This is a genomic window from Sphingopyxis panaciterrae (assembly GCF_011762125.1).
Taxonomy (GTDB): Bacteria; Pseudomonadota; Alphaproteobacteria; order Sphingomonadales; family Sphingomonadaceae; genus Sphingopyxis; species Sphingopyxis panaciterrae.
In genome coordinates, this window is record NZ_JAASQN010000001.1 from 1,617,068 (window position 1) to 1,633,165 (window position 16,098).

The 16,098-nt window shown below is 64.5% G+C and carries 13 protein-coding genes; 7 read left to right on the forward strand and 6 right to left on the reverse strand.

Going from position 1 to position 16,098, the window contains the following annotated elements; genetic code table 11:
• Positions 1-12: 12 nt before the first annotated feature.
• The 3 genes from cysN (at position 13) to FHR22_RS07475 (ending at position 3,893) form a co-directional block, all read left to right on the forward strand.
• Positions 13-1,926 carry a sulfate adenylyltransferase subunit CysN gene (gene cysN / locus FHR22_RS07465; protein WP_166940489.1) on the forward strand — a complete coding sequence of 638 codons (1,914 nt, stop codon included), beginning with the start codon at positions 13-15 and terminating at the stop codon, positions 1,924-1,926.
• Between the two features lie 2 nt (positions 1,927-1,928).
• On the forward strand, positions 1,929-2,678 hold the full coding sequence (locus FHR22_RS07470) for a 3'(2'),5'-bisphosphate nucleotidase CysQ (protein ID WP_166940491.1): 750 nt from the start codon (positions 1,929-1,931) through the stop codon (positions 2,676-2,678).
• Between the two features lie 75 nt (positions 2,679-2,753).
• The gene (locus FHR22_RS07475) at positions 2,754-3,893 is read left to right on the forward strand and encodes a zinc-binding dehydrogenase (RefSeq protein ID WP_166940493.1); all 1,140 of its coding nucleotides are present in this window, start codon (positions 2,754-2,756) and stop codon (positions 3,891-3,893) included.
• A gap of 631 nt (positions 3,894-4,524) precedes the next feature.
• Here FHR22_RS07475 and FHR22_RS07480 read toward each other — a convergent pair.
• From FHR22_RS07480 to FHR22_RS07495, 4 genes are all read right to left on the reverse strand, one after another.
• On the reverse strand, positions 4,525-5,652 hold the full coding sequence (locus tag FHR22_RS07480; protein WP_243853504.1) for a cell wall hydrolase: 1,128 nt from the start codon (positions 5,650-5,652) through the stop codon (positions 4,525-4,527).
• A 36-nt stretch (positions 5,653-5,688) separates the two neighbouring features.
• Positions 5,689-6,609 carry a cysteine synthase A gene (gene cysK, locus FHR22_RS07485; protein WP_166940497.1) on the reverse strand — a complete coding sequence of 307 codons (921 nt, stop codon included), beginning with the start codon at positions 6,607-6,609 and terminating at the stop codon, positions 5,689-5,691.
• Positions 6,606-7,274 carry an RBBP9/YdeN family alpha/beta hydrolase gene (locus FHR22_RS07490; protein ID WP_166940499.1) on the reverse strand — a complete coding sequence of 223 codons (669 nt, stop codon included), beginning with the start codon at positions 7,272-7,274 and terminating at the stop codon, positions 6,606-6,608. The genes cysK and FHR22_RS07490 overlap by 4 nt, the downstream gene beginning before the upstream one ends.
• A 128-nt stretch (positions 7,275-7,402) precedes the next feature.
• A complete protein-coding gene (locus tag FHR22_RS07495; RefSeq protein WP_166940501.1) occupies positions 7,403-8,716 on the reverse strand; it encodes an MFS transporter in 1,314 nt (437 codons plus the stop codon).
• Between the two features lie 392 nt (positions 8,717-9,108).
• On the opposite strand from FHR22_RS07495, the gene FHR22_RS07500 reads away from it, so the two are divergent.
• From FHR22_RS07500 to FHR22_RS07510, 3 genes are all read left to right on the forward strand, one after another.
• Entirely contained in the window at positions 9,109-10,833 is a 1,725-nt protein-coding gene (locus FHR22_RS07500) for a DUF885 domain-containing protein (protein ID WP_208417504.1), read from the forward strand.
• Positions 10,834-10,992: 159 nt separating this feature from the next.
• Complete coding sequence (locus tag FHR22_RS07505; protein WP_166940503.1) at positions 10,993-12,183, forward strand: TIR domain-containing protein; 1,191 nt, start codon at positions 10,993-10,995, stop codon at positions 12,181-12,183.
• A complete protein-coding gene (locus FHR22_RS07510) occupies positions 12,180-13,964 on the forward strand; it encodes an adenylate/guanylate cyclase domain-containing protein (protein WP_166940505.1) in 1,785 nt (594 codons plus the stop codon). The genes FHR22_RS07505 and FHR22_RS07510 overlap by 4 nt, the downstream gene beginning before the upstream one ends.
• Here the strand turns inward: FHR22_RS07510 and FHR22_RS07515 are convergent.
• Complete coding sequence (locus FHR22_RS07515) at positions 13,956-15,254, reverse strand: RsmB/NOP family class I SAM-dependent RNA methyltransferase (RefSeq protein ID WP_166940507.1); 1,299 nt, start codon at positions 15,252-15,254, stop codon at positions 13,956-13,958. The two genes, FHR22_RS07510 and FHR22_RS07515, sit on opposite strands and share 9 nt — an antisense overlap.
• Between FHR22_RS07515 and FHR22_RS07520 the strand changes: the two genes are divergently transcribed.
• On the forward strand, positions 15,253-15,507 hold the full coding sequence (locus tag FHR22_RS07520) for a DUF1674 domain-containing protein (protein WP_341786571.1): 255 nt from the start codon (positions 15,253-15,255) through the stop codon (positions 15,505-15,507). The two genes, FHR22_RS07515 and FHR22_RS07520, sit on opposite strands and share 2 nt — an antisense overlap.
• 20 nt (positions 15,508-15,527) lie before the next feature.
• Here FHR22_RS07520 and FHR22_RS07525 read toward each other — a convergent pair whose 3' ends face one another.
• Positions 15,528-16,091 (reverse strand): cytochrome b, encoded by a 564-nt coding sequence (locus FHR22_RS07525; protein WP_166940509.1) that lies wholly within the window; start codon positions 16,089-16,091, stop codon positions 15,528-15,530.
• Positions 16,092-16,098 lie beyond the last annotated feature (7 nt).

Sequence of the window (16,098 nt, forward strand, 5' to 3'; positions counted from 1 at the left end):
GAGTAAGGCCATATGACCAAAACATCTACCGACCCCATTTACGTCACCGATGCGCTGATTGCCGAGGATATCGAGGCCTATCTCGAACAGCATCAACAAAAGTCGCTGCTGCGCTTCATCACCTGCGGTTCGGTCGACGACGGCAAGTCGACGCTGATCGGCCGCCTGCTTTACGACAGCAAGATGATCTTCGAGGACCAGCTTGCGGCGCTCGAAGCCGACAGCAAGCGCGTCGGCACGCAGGGGCAGGAGATCGACTTCGCGCTGCTCGTCGACGGCCTTGCGGCCGAGCGCGAGCAGGGGATCACGATCGACGTCGCCTACCGCTTTTTCACGACGGAAAAGCGCAAGTTCATCGTCGCCGATACCCCGGGCCACGAGCAATATACGCGTAACATGGTCACCGGCGCCTCGACCGCCGACCTTGCCGTCATCCTGATCGACGCGCGCAAGGGCGTGCTCACCCAGACCCGCCGCCACAGCTTCCTCGCGCACCTGATCGGCATCAAGCATATCGTGCTTGCCGTGAACAAGATGGACCTCGTCGGTTACGACAAGACCGTCTTCGATCGCATCACTCTGGCCTATCGCGCCTTCGCGAGTGAAATCGGCATCACGAACTTCACGGCGATCCCGATCTCGGGCTTCAAGGGCGACAATATCACCGCGCTCTCGGACAACACACCGTGGTTCAAGGGGCCAGCGCTGATCGAACATCTCGAAAATGTCGAGGTCGGCAGCGCGGCTGATGAAGCCAGATCCTTCCGCATGCCGGCGCAGTGGGTCAATCGCCCGAACCTCGATTTCCGCGGCTTTTCGGGCCAGCTCGCGAGCGGCAAGGTGAGGCCCGGCGACGCCGTGCGCGTCCTGCCGAGCGGCAAGACCTCGACGGTCAGCCGCATCGTCACCCTCGACGGCGACCTTGCTGAAGCCGTCGCCGGCCAGTCGGTAACACTGACGCTCGCCGACGAGGTCGATTGCTCGCGCGGTGACGTGATCGCCGCTGCCGACGCGCCGCCCGAGGCGGCCGATCAGTTCGAGGCGACGCTCGTCTGGATGGCCGACGAGGCGATGATCGCGGGCCGCGCCTATTGGCTCAAGCTCGCGACGCAGAGTGTCTCGGCGACGATCCAGCAGCCGAAGTACGAGATCAACGTCAACACACTCGATCATCTCGCGGCGAAGACGCTCGAATTGAACGGCATCGGCGTCGTCGAACTGTCGACCGACAAGCCAATCACCTTCGAGGCTTATTCGGACAACCATACGCTCGGCGGCTTCATCCTGATCGACAAGCTCACCAATGCCACCGTCGCCGCGGGCATGCTCCACTTCAGCCTGCGCCGCGCGCAGAATGTCCATTGGCAGGCGACCGACATCGACCGCGACATGCGCGCGAACCTCAAGAACCAGCGCCCCGCGCTGCTGTGGTTCACCGGCCTGTCGGGTTCGGGCAAGTCGACGATCGCCAATCTGGTCGAGAAAAAGCTCCACCGGATGAATCGCCATAGCTTCCTTCTCGACGGCGACAATGTCCGCCACGGCCTCAACCGCGACCTCGGCTTCACCGAGGCCGACCGGATCGAGAATATCCGCCGCGTCGGCGAAGTCGCGAAGCTGATGTCGGACGCCGGCCTGATCGTCATCACCGCCTTCATCTCACCGTTCCGCGCCGAGCGTGATATGGTGCGCTCGATGCTGCCCGAGGGTGAGTTCATCGAGGTGTTTATCGATACCCCGCTCGCCGAGGCCGAAAAACGCGACGTCAAAGGGCTCTACAAAAAGGCCCGCGCCGGACAGCTCAAGAATTTCACCGGTATCGACAGCCCTTATGAGGCGCCCGAAGCGCCTGAAATCCGGATCGACACGACGGCAATGACCCCCGATCAGGCCGCGGACCTGATCATCGATCGCCTGTTGGGTTAGGCATGGGCAGGGGGGAAACGGACGAACAGCTTGCCGAGCGGCTGGCGACGGCTGCGGGTGCGATCCTGCTCGACCTTCAGTTATCGGGCGAATTTGCGGGCAAGGCGCTTGGCCATGCCGGTGACACGCGCGCGAACATGTTGCTGATGCGTGAATTGCGCGCGGCGCGTCCCGGCGACGCGATCCTGTCCGAGGAAGAGAAGGACAATGTCGTGCGCTGCGGCAACCGCCGGGCGTGGATCGTCGACCCGCTCGACGGTACGCGCGAATATAGCGAAGGACGGAGCGACTGGGCGGTGCATGTCGCGCTCGCGGTTGACGGAGTGCCGACGGTCGGGGCGGTGGCGCTGCCGGGCCTGAACCTGACCCTGACCTCGGGAACGCCGAGGCCGCTCGGACCCGCGAACACCCCGCCAAAGATGCTGGTCAGCCGCAGCAGGCCCGCTGCCGAGGCCGTCTATGTCGCAGCAAAAATGGGCGCCGAACTGCTCGCCATGGGGTCGGCGGGCGCGAAGGCGATGGCGGTCGTGCGCGGAGAGGCGGACATCTACCTTCACACCGGCGGCCAATATGAATGGGATAATTGCGCCCCGGCGGCGGTCGCCGTTGCGGCGGGGCTGCACGTCAGCCGGGTCGATGGATCGGCGCTCGTCTATAATTGCGCCGACCCTTATCTTCCCGACCTGCTGATCTGCCGCAAGGAGCTTGCCGAAGACGTGCTGCGGCTCGCTGCCGAATATTCGCCCGGCTGACGGGCAGGGCATTGCCAGCGGCGCCGCGCCGCCGTAATTCGTTGCATCAAAAAACTGAAAATCGGGAGACGCGCGATGACCGACCTGCCTGAAACCAACACCGTCATGGTAACTCTCGTAAAGCCCGAGGGGCAGCTCGAGGTGTATTTCGAGCGGCGCCCGATGCCTGAGCCCAAGCCCCACGAAGTGCTGGTGAAGGTCCTCACGACGCCGATCAACCCCTCCGACCTTGGCTTGCTGTTCGGCGGGGCCGACATGACCACCGCGCGGGCCGGGACACGCGATGGCCTGCCGACGATCACCGCCGACGTACCGCCGGCGGGCATGCGCGCGATGGGCGGCCGTATCGGCGATGCGCTGGCGATCGGCAACGAAGGTTGCGGCCTCGTCGTGAAGGCCGGGGCTTCGCCCGAAGCGCAGGCGCTGGTCGGCAAGACCGTCGCGCTGCTCGGCGGCGAAATGTACGCCGAATATCGCTGCCTGCCCGTGCAGATGGTGATGCCGCTGCCCGACGGCACCGATCCGGTCGACGGCGCCTCCTGCTTCGTCAACCCGCTCACCAGCCTGGCCTTCACCGAAACGATGCGGATGGAAAATCACAGCGCGATCGTCCACACCGCCGCCGCGTCGAACCTCGGCCAGATGCTCGTGAAGATCTGCGCCAAGGACGGCATTCCGCTCGTCAACATCGTGCGCAGCGACGCGCAGGTCGAAATCCTGAAAGCCATCGGCGCGCAGCACATCGTCAACAGCAGCGCCGATGATTTCATGGAGCGGTTGGTCGATGCGATCACCGAGACCGGGGCGACGATCGGCTTCGACGCGATCGGCGGCGGCAAGCTCGCCGGGCAGATCCTGGCGGCGATGGAAGCGGCGGCGGTGCGCAGCATGACCGGCTACAGGCGCTACGGTTCGGATACGTTCAAACAGGTCTATATCTATGGCGCGCTCGATCTGTCGCCGACGACCTTCTCGGCACGCAGCTTCGGGCTGACCTGGTCGCTTTCGGGCTTCCTCTTGACCCCCTTCCTGCAAAAGGCCGGGATGGAAACCAACCTGCGTCTCCGCAAGCGCGTTGTCGACGAACTGACCACGACCTTCAAGAGCCACTACAGTCATGAGATTTCGCTGACCGACGCGCTCGATCTCGATACGGCGCAGGCTTACAATGCGAAACGGACGGGCGAGAAATATCTGATCCGGCCGCACGGCTGAGAAAGGACTGTCGATTATCGGCCGATTGCAGCCACCCCATTCACCGTCACCCCGGACTTGATCCGGGGTCCCGCTTGACCTCGAAAACCGCCGGCGCCCTCAAAAAAAAGCGGGATCCCGGGTCAAGCCCGGGATGACGAAGCTGTAGAAAGCGACGCCTGCTCTCCACCCCAAAGCCGTCAACCAGCTGTCCTATGTGCCTTTCCTACATTATTTCGCTGTGGCAGCATCCATTCCGGCTCTTTGATTTCGTTGAAACAGCTGCCCGGCAAATGAGATGCTGCCGACACGCACCCGCTTCATCCTCTCCGCCTTAGAGAGTGACGACATGACATTGCCCCACCGTGATTGCCCCCGGAAGCCCGCCGGGCGGCGGCGCGTCCCTGGACCGGGCTTAAAGCCCCAAAGGACACAATTGCGGTGCGCCGATGCGGGGTTTTTGAGGCTTTAACGCTCGGCGGCATGCATTTCAGTGTGAAGTTGTGCAGTTTTCCGTTGCTTGGCGCAAAAGGCTTTTCTTCTGGCTCGTCGGTCGGGCCCAACGGCCCCAATGGTCTCTCTTGGCTATCCCATCGACCGCGCAAAATGCCATTTCAGTGTGAATTTAGGCGGAATTCCGCCATTCTCCAATTCAGCGCTTCATGCACTGGCGCGCATCATCGCGCTTATATTCGCCGCAGTTCCACAGCGCTTTCTCGAACCCCGCCTTGTCGTCGCGCAGATAGGAAAAGGTCATCGCGGCGCGCTGCATATCGTTCATCGCTTCGCTGTCGGGTTTGAGCGTCGGGTTGGTCCAGCCCATGAACTTGCAATAGGGCTTGTCGCCGCAAAGCCGCAGCGCGGTGGTGACGAAGCTTTCGGGCGCGGCCTTGCGGTCGAGCGCGACATAGATGGTGTCGCGTCCGGCGGCTTCGCCCGCGCCGGCAATCACCTTGGCCTCGCCCAATGCCGCATTGGCATCGACACCGGCGGTTTCGGTCTGCGGTACGCCGAGTGCGAGGGCATGGAGCGGGGACAGCGCCGCCATCTTGGCCACCGGGCCATCGCTGCCCGACACCGCGCCGCGGAACGCGCCGGGCGTTCCCCAATATCCCGGCCAGCGGAAAAACAAATGGGTGTCGACGATCGCGATCTTCTCGAGGCTGTCGCTCCAATAGGGACGCACCCAGTCGGTATGATAATGGGTCGCCAGCCCGACAGCGGGATAGGTCAGGCCCGACAGCATCATGTCGGCATTGACCTGTGCCCGCGTCCACGCTGCGTCCGAATAGCGGCGGGCGAGCGCACCGTCGCAGGTAAAGGTGAACTGGCAGCCGGTGCTGCGTTCGGAACCCTGAAAGACGACGCCGCAGATCGATTTGGGAAAGGCGGGATGGCGCGCGCGGTTGATGATCACCTGACCGACCGCGAGTTGGCCTTTGCTGTCGTCGCCCGCTTCGTAAAGCATCGCCGCAGCAAGGCAGTCGCGCGCGCGGGTCCGTCCATCGCCCTCACCGGCATAAACGAACGGGCGCGCCGCGACGAAACCTTTTGTTATCAGCGGAATTTTCGCATTTTCCGCGCGGGCGTCGTCCTCGGTGACCGGGGCGAGTTCCATCGGCAGCAGGTCGGGCACGACATCGGCGGGCGGCGCCACCGGGCGCGGCCGCGCCGCGAGGCCGGAGCCGCCGACCCGGCCGCTCGCATAGAGCACGAGCACGATAGCTACGACGACGAGCAGCACAAACAGCCATCCCGACCGTTCGCGCCACAGGGGCAACGTCGCTGGATCGCCCTCGGGGCGCATATCGGAAGATCAGATTTCGGGAAGGAAATCGGGAACCGAGAGGTAACGCTCGCCGGTGTCGTAGTTGAAGCCCAGCACCCGGCTCCCGGCCGGCAGTTCGGCAAGCTTCTGCGCGATCGCGGCGAGCGTCGCACCCGACGAAATGCCGACCAGCATGCCTTCCTCGGTGGCAGCGCGGCGCGCGAAGTCTTTCGCCTCGGCCGCCTCGACCTTGATCACGCCGTCGAGTAGGTCGGTGTGCAGGTTGCGCGGGATGAAACCGGCGCCGATGCCCTGGATCGGGTGCGGGCCCGGCTGGCCGCCCGAGATGACGGGCGAAGCGACGGGTTCGACCGCGAAAATCTTCAGGTTCGGCCAATGGCCTTTCAGAAATTGCGCGCAGCCGGTGATATGGCCGCCTGTCCCCACGCCGGTGATCAGCACATCGATCGGGGTCTCCTTGAAATCGGAGAGGATTTCGGGGCCGGTCGTGCGGACATGGACGTCGATATTGGCTTCATTTTCGAACTGCTGCGGCATCCAGGCGCCGGGGGTCGTTTCGACCAGTTCGATCGCGCGCTCGATCGCGCCCTTCATGCCCTTTTCGCGTGGAGTGAGGTCGAAGGTCGCGCCATAGGCGAGCATCAGCCGGCGGCGTTCGAGCGACATGCTCTCGGGCATGACGAGGACGAGCTTGTAGCCCTTGACCGCGGCCGCCATCGCGAGGCCGATGCCGGTATTCCCCGACGTCGGCTCGACGATGGTGCCGCCGGGCTTCAGACTGCCGTCCTTTTCGGCGGCTTCGATCATCGCCAGCCCGATTCGATCCTTGATCGACCCGCCGGGGTTGCTGCGTTCGGATTTTACCCAGACTTCGGCGTCGGGGAACAGCTTGGCGACACGGATGTGCGGCGTGTTCCCGATGGTATCGAGGATCGAATTGGCTTTCATGATCGATTTGCGCTTTCTCTGAATTCGAACCGGGGGTCGCGGCGAACACGGTTCGGCCAGTCTCCGGCACGTAGCCAGAGCGCCTCGTCCGCGAGCGCCGGTGCGGGCGCGGGTTGTAACGATGCGAGCAGATACTGTCCATAAGGCCAATCGGCGATGCCCGAGTCGGCGTTGATGTGGCCAAAGGGACCCGCATTGACGAAGCGCGCGTCCCATTGCCGCGACAGGCGCCACACATGCGACGTCTTGGCATAGGGATCATTGTCGCTCGCCACGACGATCATCGGCGTGCGCGACGTAAAGGACGGCGAATCGGCGAAACTCGTCGCGTGATTGTCGCGCCGCAACTGCGACAATTCGGGCGGTGCGACCAGCAAGGCGCCGGCGATGCGCGCCCGGGCGAAGCCGCTTGCCTGCGCGAACCAATGGGCGAAGGCGTGGCAGCCAAGGCTGTGTGCGGCAACCAGCACCGGCTCATTTTCGGCGGCGATCGCGTCAGCGATCCGGGCGACCCATTCATCGCGGTCCGGATCGTTCCAGCGGCCGAGTTCGATTCGCTCGCAGGTGCCGAATTTCTGCTCCCACAGGCTCTGCCAATGGGTCGGTCCGCTGTTGTAGAGACCCGGTATCGTCAGGATTTTATGGGCGATTGTCGAACTATGCATGGCGTGTGCTCCATCGTTGGGGAGTGAGAGGGAGCCGCGGTGGCGGGTGAGGCCTACATAACTCAACTGATTAAATTGACAATAGGATATGGACGAGCTGAAGACGAATTGCGGCGAACGGTTTGGGATCAGGATTTCGGTTGTTTGAACTGCGGCTCGAAGGTGCGGGCGCGCCGTAGTTCGGGGAACAGCCATGCCCAGAGCGCGGTCACGCCGACCGCCGCTGCGCCGCCAAGGGCAACCGCGCTCACCGGCCCAAATGCGGCGGCCATCGCCCCGGCGCGCATCTCGCCAAGCTCGTTCGAGGCCGAAATTGCGAGCCCCGATGCGGCGCTGACCCGTCCGCGCATATGATCGGGCGTATTGAGCTGGATCAGCGTGCCGCGAACGAAGACCGAGAACATGTCGGCCGCGCCCAGCAGGACGAGCATCGCCAGCGAAAGGAAAAGGCTGGTCGAGAGGCCGAAGGCGACCGTGGCAAGGCCGAAGACGACGACGGCCCACAGCATCTTTACGCCGACATTGCGTTCGATCGGTCGGAACGACAGCCCTAGCGCCACGACCGCTGCTCCGAGCGCGGGCGCCGCACGCAGCAAACCAAGTCCTTCGGAGCCGACATGCAGGATATCGCGCGCATAGACGGGCAGCATCGCGGTGGCGCCGGACAGGATCACCGCGAACAGATCGAGCGTGATCGTCCCGAGCAGGAAGCGTTCCACCCACACGAACTTGAGGCCGTCAAGCATCTCGCGCAGCGGGTGGCGGCGAACTTCCGCAGGTGGCGGCAGCACGGGTCGCACCCGGCTGATCGCGAAGGCCGAAACGGCGAGCAGAACCACGGCGAAAATATAGACCGAGGTCGGGTGCGCCGCGTAAATGAGGCCGCCGGCGGCGGGGCCGATCACCGATGCCGACTGCCAGGCAATGCTGCTCATCGCGATCGCGCGCGGCAGCACGGCGGGGGGAACGATATTGGGGGCGATCGCGCTCATCGCGGGGCCGGAGAAAACGCGCGCGACGCCATGAAGGGCGGCAAGCCCGAAAAGCAGCGGCAATGTCAGGCCATCGGTCCAGGTGAACCAGCCGAGTATCCCCGCGATGACCATGTCAATGAGATTGGAGAAGATCGCGACGCTGCGGCGTTCGAAGCGGTCGGCCGCCCAGCCGGCGACCGGCGTGAGTACGGCGAGCGGGACGAACTGGAACAGCCCGAGCAGGCCGAGCTGGAACGACGCTTCCTTGATCGACATGCCGTAGTCGGTGCGCGCGGTGTCATACAGCTGGTAACCGATCACGACGACCATCGCGATCGTCGCCATCACCGCGGTAAAACGCGCGAACCAATAATAACGATAGTCGGGAAAGCTGAGCGGGGAAGGGGCTTTGGGATTGGCGTCCGGCATCACCGGTTCGTCAGCGGGCTCGGGAGGTAAGGTTGCCATTGCGATCCGCCCTAAACCGCTTTTCCGGCCTGTCCAGATGGCTTAGGGTCAGGCCCATTAATTGCACGTTCGAGGCGTCGAAATGGCGAAGATTTCGGGTTCGGGCGACCTTGCGGGTAGCATCGCTACCCGCAAGGTCGCCCGAACCTGAGATCGAAGCCATTTCGGCGTCGCTTCGCGATTTGACCGATTTTGCCCATGGCTTCGTCGGCAAGTTTTGAAATATCGACATATTCCTGCGCCTTGCCTTCTCGCCCTGAGCAAAATCGCTTCAAACTTCGAACCTGCAATTAATGGGTCCTGACCCTAAGCCTGCCGTTCGTCGATTATCGGATGCCATCCCAGCCAAGGAATGACAGAAAGCGACGCATCGAGTTCAGGGAGATAACCGGATGAAAATGAAATTTGCCCGCTTTGGCGGCGCCGCGATGGCCGCGACGCTGCTGGTGCTGACCGCCTGCAACGCGTCGGACAACAAGTCCGCGACGGCGCCGGGCAGCGCAAAGAACTGGACCGAGTTTCGCGACAATTTCCTCGCGGGCTATTTCCCGCTCAACCCGAATTTCGCGGTCTATCAGGGCAAGCATGAGTTCGATGGCCAGCTTCCCGACTGGTCGCCCGAAGGGATAGAGAAGCAGGCGGCTTTCCTCGAAAAGACGATCGCCGACGCCAAGGCGTTCGACGGCAAGATGAGCGATGCCGAAAAATTCGAGCGCGATTATCTGGTCCATGTCGCGCAGGGGCAGCTTTTCTTCCTCCGCGATACCGATTTCGCGCAGAAGAATCCGGCCTATTATGTCGGCGCGCTCGACCCCAACGTCTATATCTCGCGTCCCTACGCCGATGCGACGACGCGGATGAAGGCGTTTATCGCCTATGCGCAGAAAGTTCCCGCCGCGGCCGAGCAGATCAAGGCGAACCTGAAACTGCCGCTGCCTGCAACCTTCGTCAAATATGGCACCGCGGGCTTCGGCGGTTTCGCCGACTATTATACCGGTGACGCCAAAAAGGCCTTTGCCGAGGTCAAGGATCCCGAACTGCAGAAACAGTTCGACGATGCGGCGGCAAAGGCGGCGGCAGCGATGAAGGATCTCGCGTCCTATGTCGGTTCGAAACCCGGCACCGCCGACGGCTATGCGCTCGGCGCCGACAAGTTCGCCAAGATGATCCTGACCAATGAAGGCGTCGACACCCCGCTCGATGAACTCGAACGAATCGGTCAGGCCGACCTCAAGCGTAACCAGGACGCGCTCAAGGCCGCGTGCGCCACTTATGCGGCGGGCATGACGATCGCCGACTGCATGAAAAAGATGAATTCGGACAAGCCCGCCGACGGCCCGGTCGCCGAAGCACGCCGCCAGCTCCCTGCGCTGCGCGCCTTCCTCGTCGAAAAGGATCTCGTCACCATCCCGGGCACCGAGCAGGCGAAGGTTGAGGAATCGCCGCCGTACAATCGGCAGAACAGCGCCTATATCGATATCCCGGGGCCGTATGAAAAAGGCCTGCCGTCGGTCTATTATATCTCGCCGCCCGATCCGACCTGGGACAAGCAGACGCAGAACGACTTCGTGCCGGGCAAGAAGGACCTGATGTTCACCTCGGTGCACGAGGTGTGGCCGGGCCACTTCCTGAACTTCCTCCATTCGAACCGCGCGACAAGCATCTTCGGCAAGCTGTTCGTCGGCTATGCCTTTGCCGAGGGCTGGGCGCATTATACCGAGGAAATGATGTGGGACGCCGGGCTCGGCAATGGCGACCCGGAAACGCATATCGGTCAGCTCTCGAACGCGTTGCTCCGCGATTGTCGTTACCTGTCGGCGATCGGGCTCCATACCAAGGGCATGACGGTCGCGGACTCGGAAAAGCTGTTCAAGGAGCAATGCTATCAGGACGAAGGCAACGCCCGCCAGCAGGCGGCGCGCGGCACCTATGATCCGCTCTACCTCAACTACACGATGGGCAAGCTGATGATCCGCAAGCTCCGCGAGGATTGGACGAAGGGCGACAAGACGAAATGGAAGGCCTTCCACGACCAGTTCCTCTCCTACGGCGGACCTCCGATCCCGATGGTGCGCGCCGCAATGATGAAGGAGGATGCACCGAAGGCGGTCTTCTGACTTGCTCGTCGCCCCCGCGCAGGCGGGGGCCGTAGTCGGCATTGAACTTCGTCGCTGCGTATACCTCCAACGGCCCCCGCCTGCGCGGGGGCGACGCTTTCAGAAGGCTGGCGAATCGAATTACGGACAGCTAGCTTCCCGTCAAAGGGGGGCTAGCCCATGGTCGACGTCTTCATTTCCTATTCGCGCGAAAACAAGGCGCGCGTCGCCGACATCGCCGCAGCGGTCGCCGCTGCCGGCTATGACGTCTGGTGGGATGCCGAACTGCCCCCGCACCGCTCCTACGGCGATGTGATCACCGAAAAGATCGGCAACGCCAAGGCGGCGATCGTCGTCTGGTCGCAGGCGTCGGCACAGTCCGAATGGGTTCGCGCCGAGGCCGATGTCGCGCGCAACCAGAAGAAGCTGGTCCAGACCGCGATCGACGACGTGATGCCGCCGCTGCCCTTTAACCAGATCCAGTTCGCTGATTTGCGCGACTGGCGCGGCGAGGCCGATCATGGCGGCTGGCGCAAGGTGCTGATGAGCCTCGAGGATTTATGCGGCCGCGAAGCTGTGACCGCTTCGACAGCTCCCGTCGCAAGAGCGCCGTCACCATCGCCGCCTGTCGATCGCCAGCCTTCGCCTGCACCGCAGAAATCCTCTTTCCTGCCATGGGCGCTTCTCGGCCTTGCCGCCATCGCGGTCGCGTTGCTCACGTGGAAGCTGATGCAGCCGGCGCCTGCGGCGCCCATAGCGGAGCAAGCAGACAAGGGCGTCGTCTCCGACACAGCAAAGGCACAAGGTTCGTCGGGCGACGCGCCGGCGGTCGAAAACGGCCCGGCAGAAGCGTTCACGCTCGCGGCGGTCATCGACGATCCCGACGGCTTCACCAATATCCGCGCTGGGCAGAGCACGCAGTCGGCGATTGTCGGAAAGGTACTCGAAGGCGAGAAGTTCCTGACCTATCGGCAATCGGGCCCATGGTGGCGGGTGCGCAAGGCCGACGGCACGGCAGGCTATATGTTCCGCAAATATATCCGGCTGGTCGAGGGCGGGACGACGGATAATTCAACGTCGCTGCCCGACGGCCCGATGCCGACCGGGATCGGAGGCAGCGGGGTGGTGATCCCAGATTCGTCCGAACGCCTGCTGGCGCCCGCTGACATCGCCAATTTCGGCTTGCTCGAACTTCGCGTCGCGCGGAACGAGATTTTCGCGCGGCATGGTTTCCGTTTCAAGGACGCCAGGCTCCGCGCGCATTTCAGCCAGTTCGACTGGTACCGTCCATCGACCGACACGGTGCAGCTATCCGCTGTCGAAAAGGCCAATGTCGCCTTGCTGAAATCGGCCGAAGCCGCCGTGCAATGATGGTGGGCGAGGCGACGGCAAGCGCCGCCGCCGAGGCGGAGGTCGTCCATCGGCTGGCGCACGGCGACGCGCTGAGCGCCTTCGATTGTGCCGCGGGCGCCCGGCGCGCGGGCGTCGATAGTCCGCGTCTGCGTTACTTGATGGTTCGGGCGCTCGCCGCATCGGGCGACAGCCTGGGTGCAATGCATCTCTATGAACAGTTCGATCTCGCCGCGAGTGGCGACGTCGACAGCCTCGCGCTCGCTGGACGCATCTGGAAGGATGCGGCGTTCGATCGGGACGGCGCCGGGCGCACCGAATATCTGCAAAAGGCGGCTGCCGCCTACGACCATGCCTTTCGGACATCGGGCGCCGACTTTCCTGCCATCAATGCCGCAAGCCTCTATGCCATGCTCGGCGAACGCGAGCGCGCGGCGGCGCTTGCCGAACCGATCGCCGCTTATGGCGCGGCGGGCAACTACTGGGATCTGGCGACGCGCGTCGAGGCATTGCTCCTGCTCGGTCGCGGCGAGGAAGCGCTGCTTCATGCCCGCGCCGCCGATACCGAGGCCGGCACGCGGACCGGCGACCGCGCGTCGACCTGCCGCCAGCTTGCCCGGCTCGCGAAAAGCCGCGCGATCGATCGCGATCACGCTGCCGCAGTCATGGCTGTGCTGCGCCCGATGCCGGTCGGCGTTTATTGCGGTCGCATGTTCCGGGCCGGCGGGGCAGGGGAGGCCAATGCGCGCGCCGCGATTGCTCGCGCCCTCGATACCCGCCCCGTTTCGGCGCTCGTCGGCCCGCTCGCCTGCGGCGCCGACATATTGTTCGCCGAGGAAGCGCTGGCCCGCGACATCGACCTGACCGTCGTATTGCCCTTTGCCGAAGATGATTTCATCGCCCAGTCGGTGGCGTCGGGCGGCGGCGAATGGCTCGCCCGCTATGTCCGCTGCCGTGACGGCGCGGCGATGGTCCATTTCGCCAGCAACGCGCGCTATGTCAGCGATGATTGCCAGTTCATCCTCGGCTCGCATACCGCGATGGGGCTCGCCAAGCTGCGGGCGCGCGAACTCGAAACGGCAGCGATCCAGTTCGCGGTCGTCGATCCGGCGGCGGCGGCGCGGCCCGATGCGGTCATTGCCGGCACCAACGCCGATATCGCCCTGTGGCGCGACCACGGCGGCGTCACGGCGACGATTGCCGTGGGCGATCTCGACCGCAGGCTCGACTTTCCGCCCGCGCCGAAACCTCCCGAGGGGACGCGGCGCGGCCTTTACGCGATATTGTTCGCCGATTTCGCGGGCTTTTCAAAACTGGGTGAGGCCGAGCTACCGGTCTTCGCGCAGGAGGTGATGGGCGGTATCGGCCGCATCCTCGACGATTTCGGTGACGCCGTCCTGTTCCGCAACACTTGGGGCGACGCTGTCTATGCGATCATCGACGATCCAGCGACGGCGGCGCGCATCGCACTGGCGATGCAGGAACGCCTCGGCACCCTGCCGCCGGGATTGGGGCTTGAGGGGCATCAGGCCGGGATGCGTACGGGGATTCATTTCGGGCCGATCTATCGCGGAGTCGACCCGGTCGTCGGCAACGAGCTGTGGTACGGAACCGAGGTGACGCGCACCGCGCGGATCGAGCCGGTGACACTGGTCGGAGAGATTTATTGCACCCAGCCGCTCGCGGCGATGCTCGCGCTCGGCAACGCGCGCGATTTCAACTGCGACTATGTCGGCAAGGTCGGGCTCGCGAAGGATTATGGCGAACTGGCGCTCTACCGCCTGTCGCGCCGCTCAGCCTGACGGTGCGCGGAGCCGGGCGATGAAGAAGCCGTCGAGGCCTCCCGCTGCGGCGAGCGTTCCCGGAAGGGTCCGGACAAAGCCGTTTGCGTCGGGTAGAATGCCGTCCGGCAGTTCATCGGCGCCGACCGGTGCGGCGGCCCAGTCCTTGTGTTCGGCGAGAAACGCCGCAATCCGCTCTTCGCCTTCAGCCCGCTCGAGCGAGCAGGTGGCATAGAGGAGAGTCCCGCCCGGCTTGACCCAGTTCGCCGCGCGCGCGAGTAATTCAGCCTGCAAGGTCGCCATCTCGGCGATCTCGCGTGCTTCGATACGGTGCAGCACGTCGGGGTGGCGGCGGAAGATGCCGGTCGCCGAGCACGGCGCGTCGAGCAGCACCGCATCGGCCGCCTCGCCCGGTTCCCACTTTCGGATATCGCCCTGCACGACCGCGGCCTCCAGCCCGGTGCGGTCGAGATTTTCCTCGAGCCGCGTCAGCCGTTTGGCGCTCGCATCGACCGCGAGCACCGACCAGCCCGCCGCGGCGAGCTGCATCGTCTTGCCGCCGGGTGCGGCGCAGAGGTCGAGCACCGATCGCCCTTCGCCCGCGCCGAGCAGCCGCGCGGGGATACTCGCGGCGATATCCTGCACCCACCAGCCGCCCGCCTTGAAACCGGGCAGGTCGGTCACTGCCTGCCCGCGTGGCAATCGCAAATGGCGCGCGACAAGGCTGGTGGCGTCGGGCCACGCCGCCGCATCGGGCTCGGCGGCGAAGCTGAGGTCGAGTGGCGGCGCCGCGCTCCACGCCGCTTCCGCCGCCGTCACCATCGCATCGCCCCACGCCGCCGACCAGCGCTCGGCGGTCGCCGGGGGCAGGGTGGCGCGCTCGGGCAGCTCCCATTCTTCCTGCTGCGCGCGCGACAAGATCGCATGCACCAGCCGCCGCGGTCCACCCTCGACGAGCGGCAGCGCGGTCGACACCACCGCATGCCCCGGGCTCTTCAACACCAGCAACTGCGCCAGCGCGATCCGCAGCACCGCGCGCGACTTGACGTCGTCGGGAAGCGTCTGCGTTGTCGCGCTATCGATCAGCGCGTCGATATCGGTCATCCAGCGCAACGCTTCGGAAACGATCGCGATCGCAAAGGCGCGGTCGGCAGGCGCCAGCCCCTGCGTCGCGGCATGCGCGGCGATATCGAGCGGATCGCCGCGGCGCAGCACGGCGTCGATGAGGCGCAGCGCAGCACGGCGCGGCGCCGTGCCCGGCGGATCGCCCTCGGCGCTGCGCCGTCTGCGATGCGGGTTCCGGTCAGCCATGACGGTTGGCGAAGCGTGCGCGCCGTCCTATATCGGTGCCGCGATGACCAAAGACAGCGAAGCTCGAACCATCGGCGGAACACCGCGCGCGGCGAAGCGCCCGGCGCATGTGAAGCCGCCCGCAGGCTGGACGAACGCTCCCGTCCCGGCACCCGCGCCGATCCGCGAGGATCGGGACGAAGATCAGCCCGGCGGGCGCAACCCGGTGCGCTATGGCGATTGGGAGCTCAAAGGCCTCGCCATCGACTTCTGACGCTGTGGTCGGCGAATTTCTCAAAAGGGGTTCATCCGTCCTATCAATCGGGTGCGGTCGATGAACTGATGTTTCAGCGCCGCCAGAATATGGATCGTCACCAGCGCCAGCATCGTCAGCCCCAGCAATTCGTGCCGATCGTGCAATGTGTCGGCGACGCTTTCGCTCGGACCGACGATTGAGGGCATCGTGAACAGGCCGAAGACGTCGATTGGGCGATCTGCCGCGGACATCCACACCCAGCCCGACAGGGGCAACAGGATCAGCAACAGATAGAAGAGCAGGTGCACGACCTTGCTCAGCGGGCGTTGCCATGCGGGCGTTCCGGCGGGCAGCGCCGGCGGTTTATGCCCGATCCGCCACAGGATCAGCGCGATCGTCAGCAGCAATATCGTGATGCCGAGCGACTTGTGAATGCCCATCGCCGCGCGATGCGTCTCCCGCGGCAGGCCCTCGGTCAGCATCGCGAGGCCGATGTTGACGATCACCGCCAGACCGATCAGCCAGTGCAGCCAGATGGCCACCTTCGTATAGCGCGGAGCGGCGGTTGTTCCCGCGGTGCCGGCATCGACGTCGGTGGCCATGGCTATC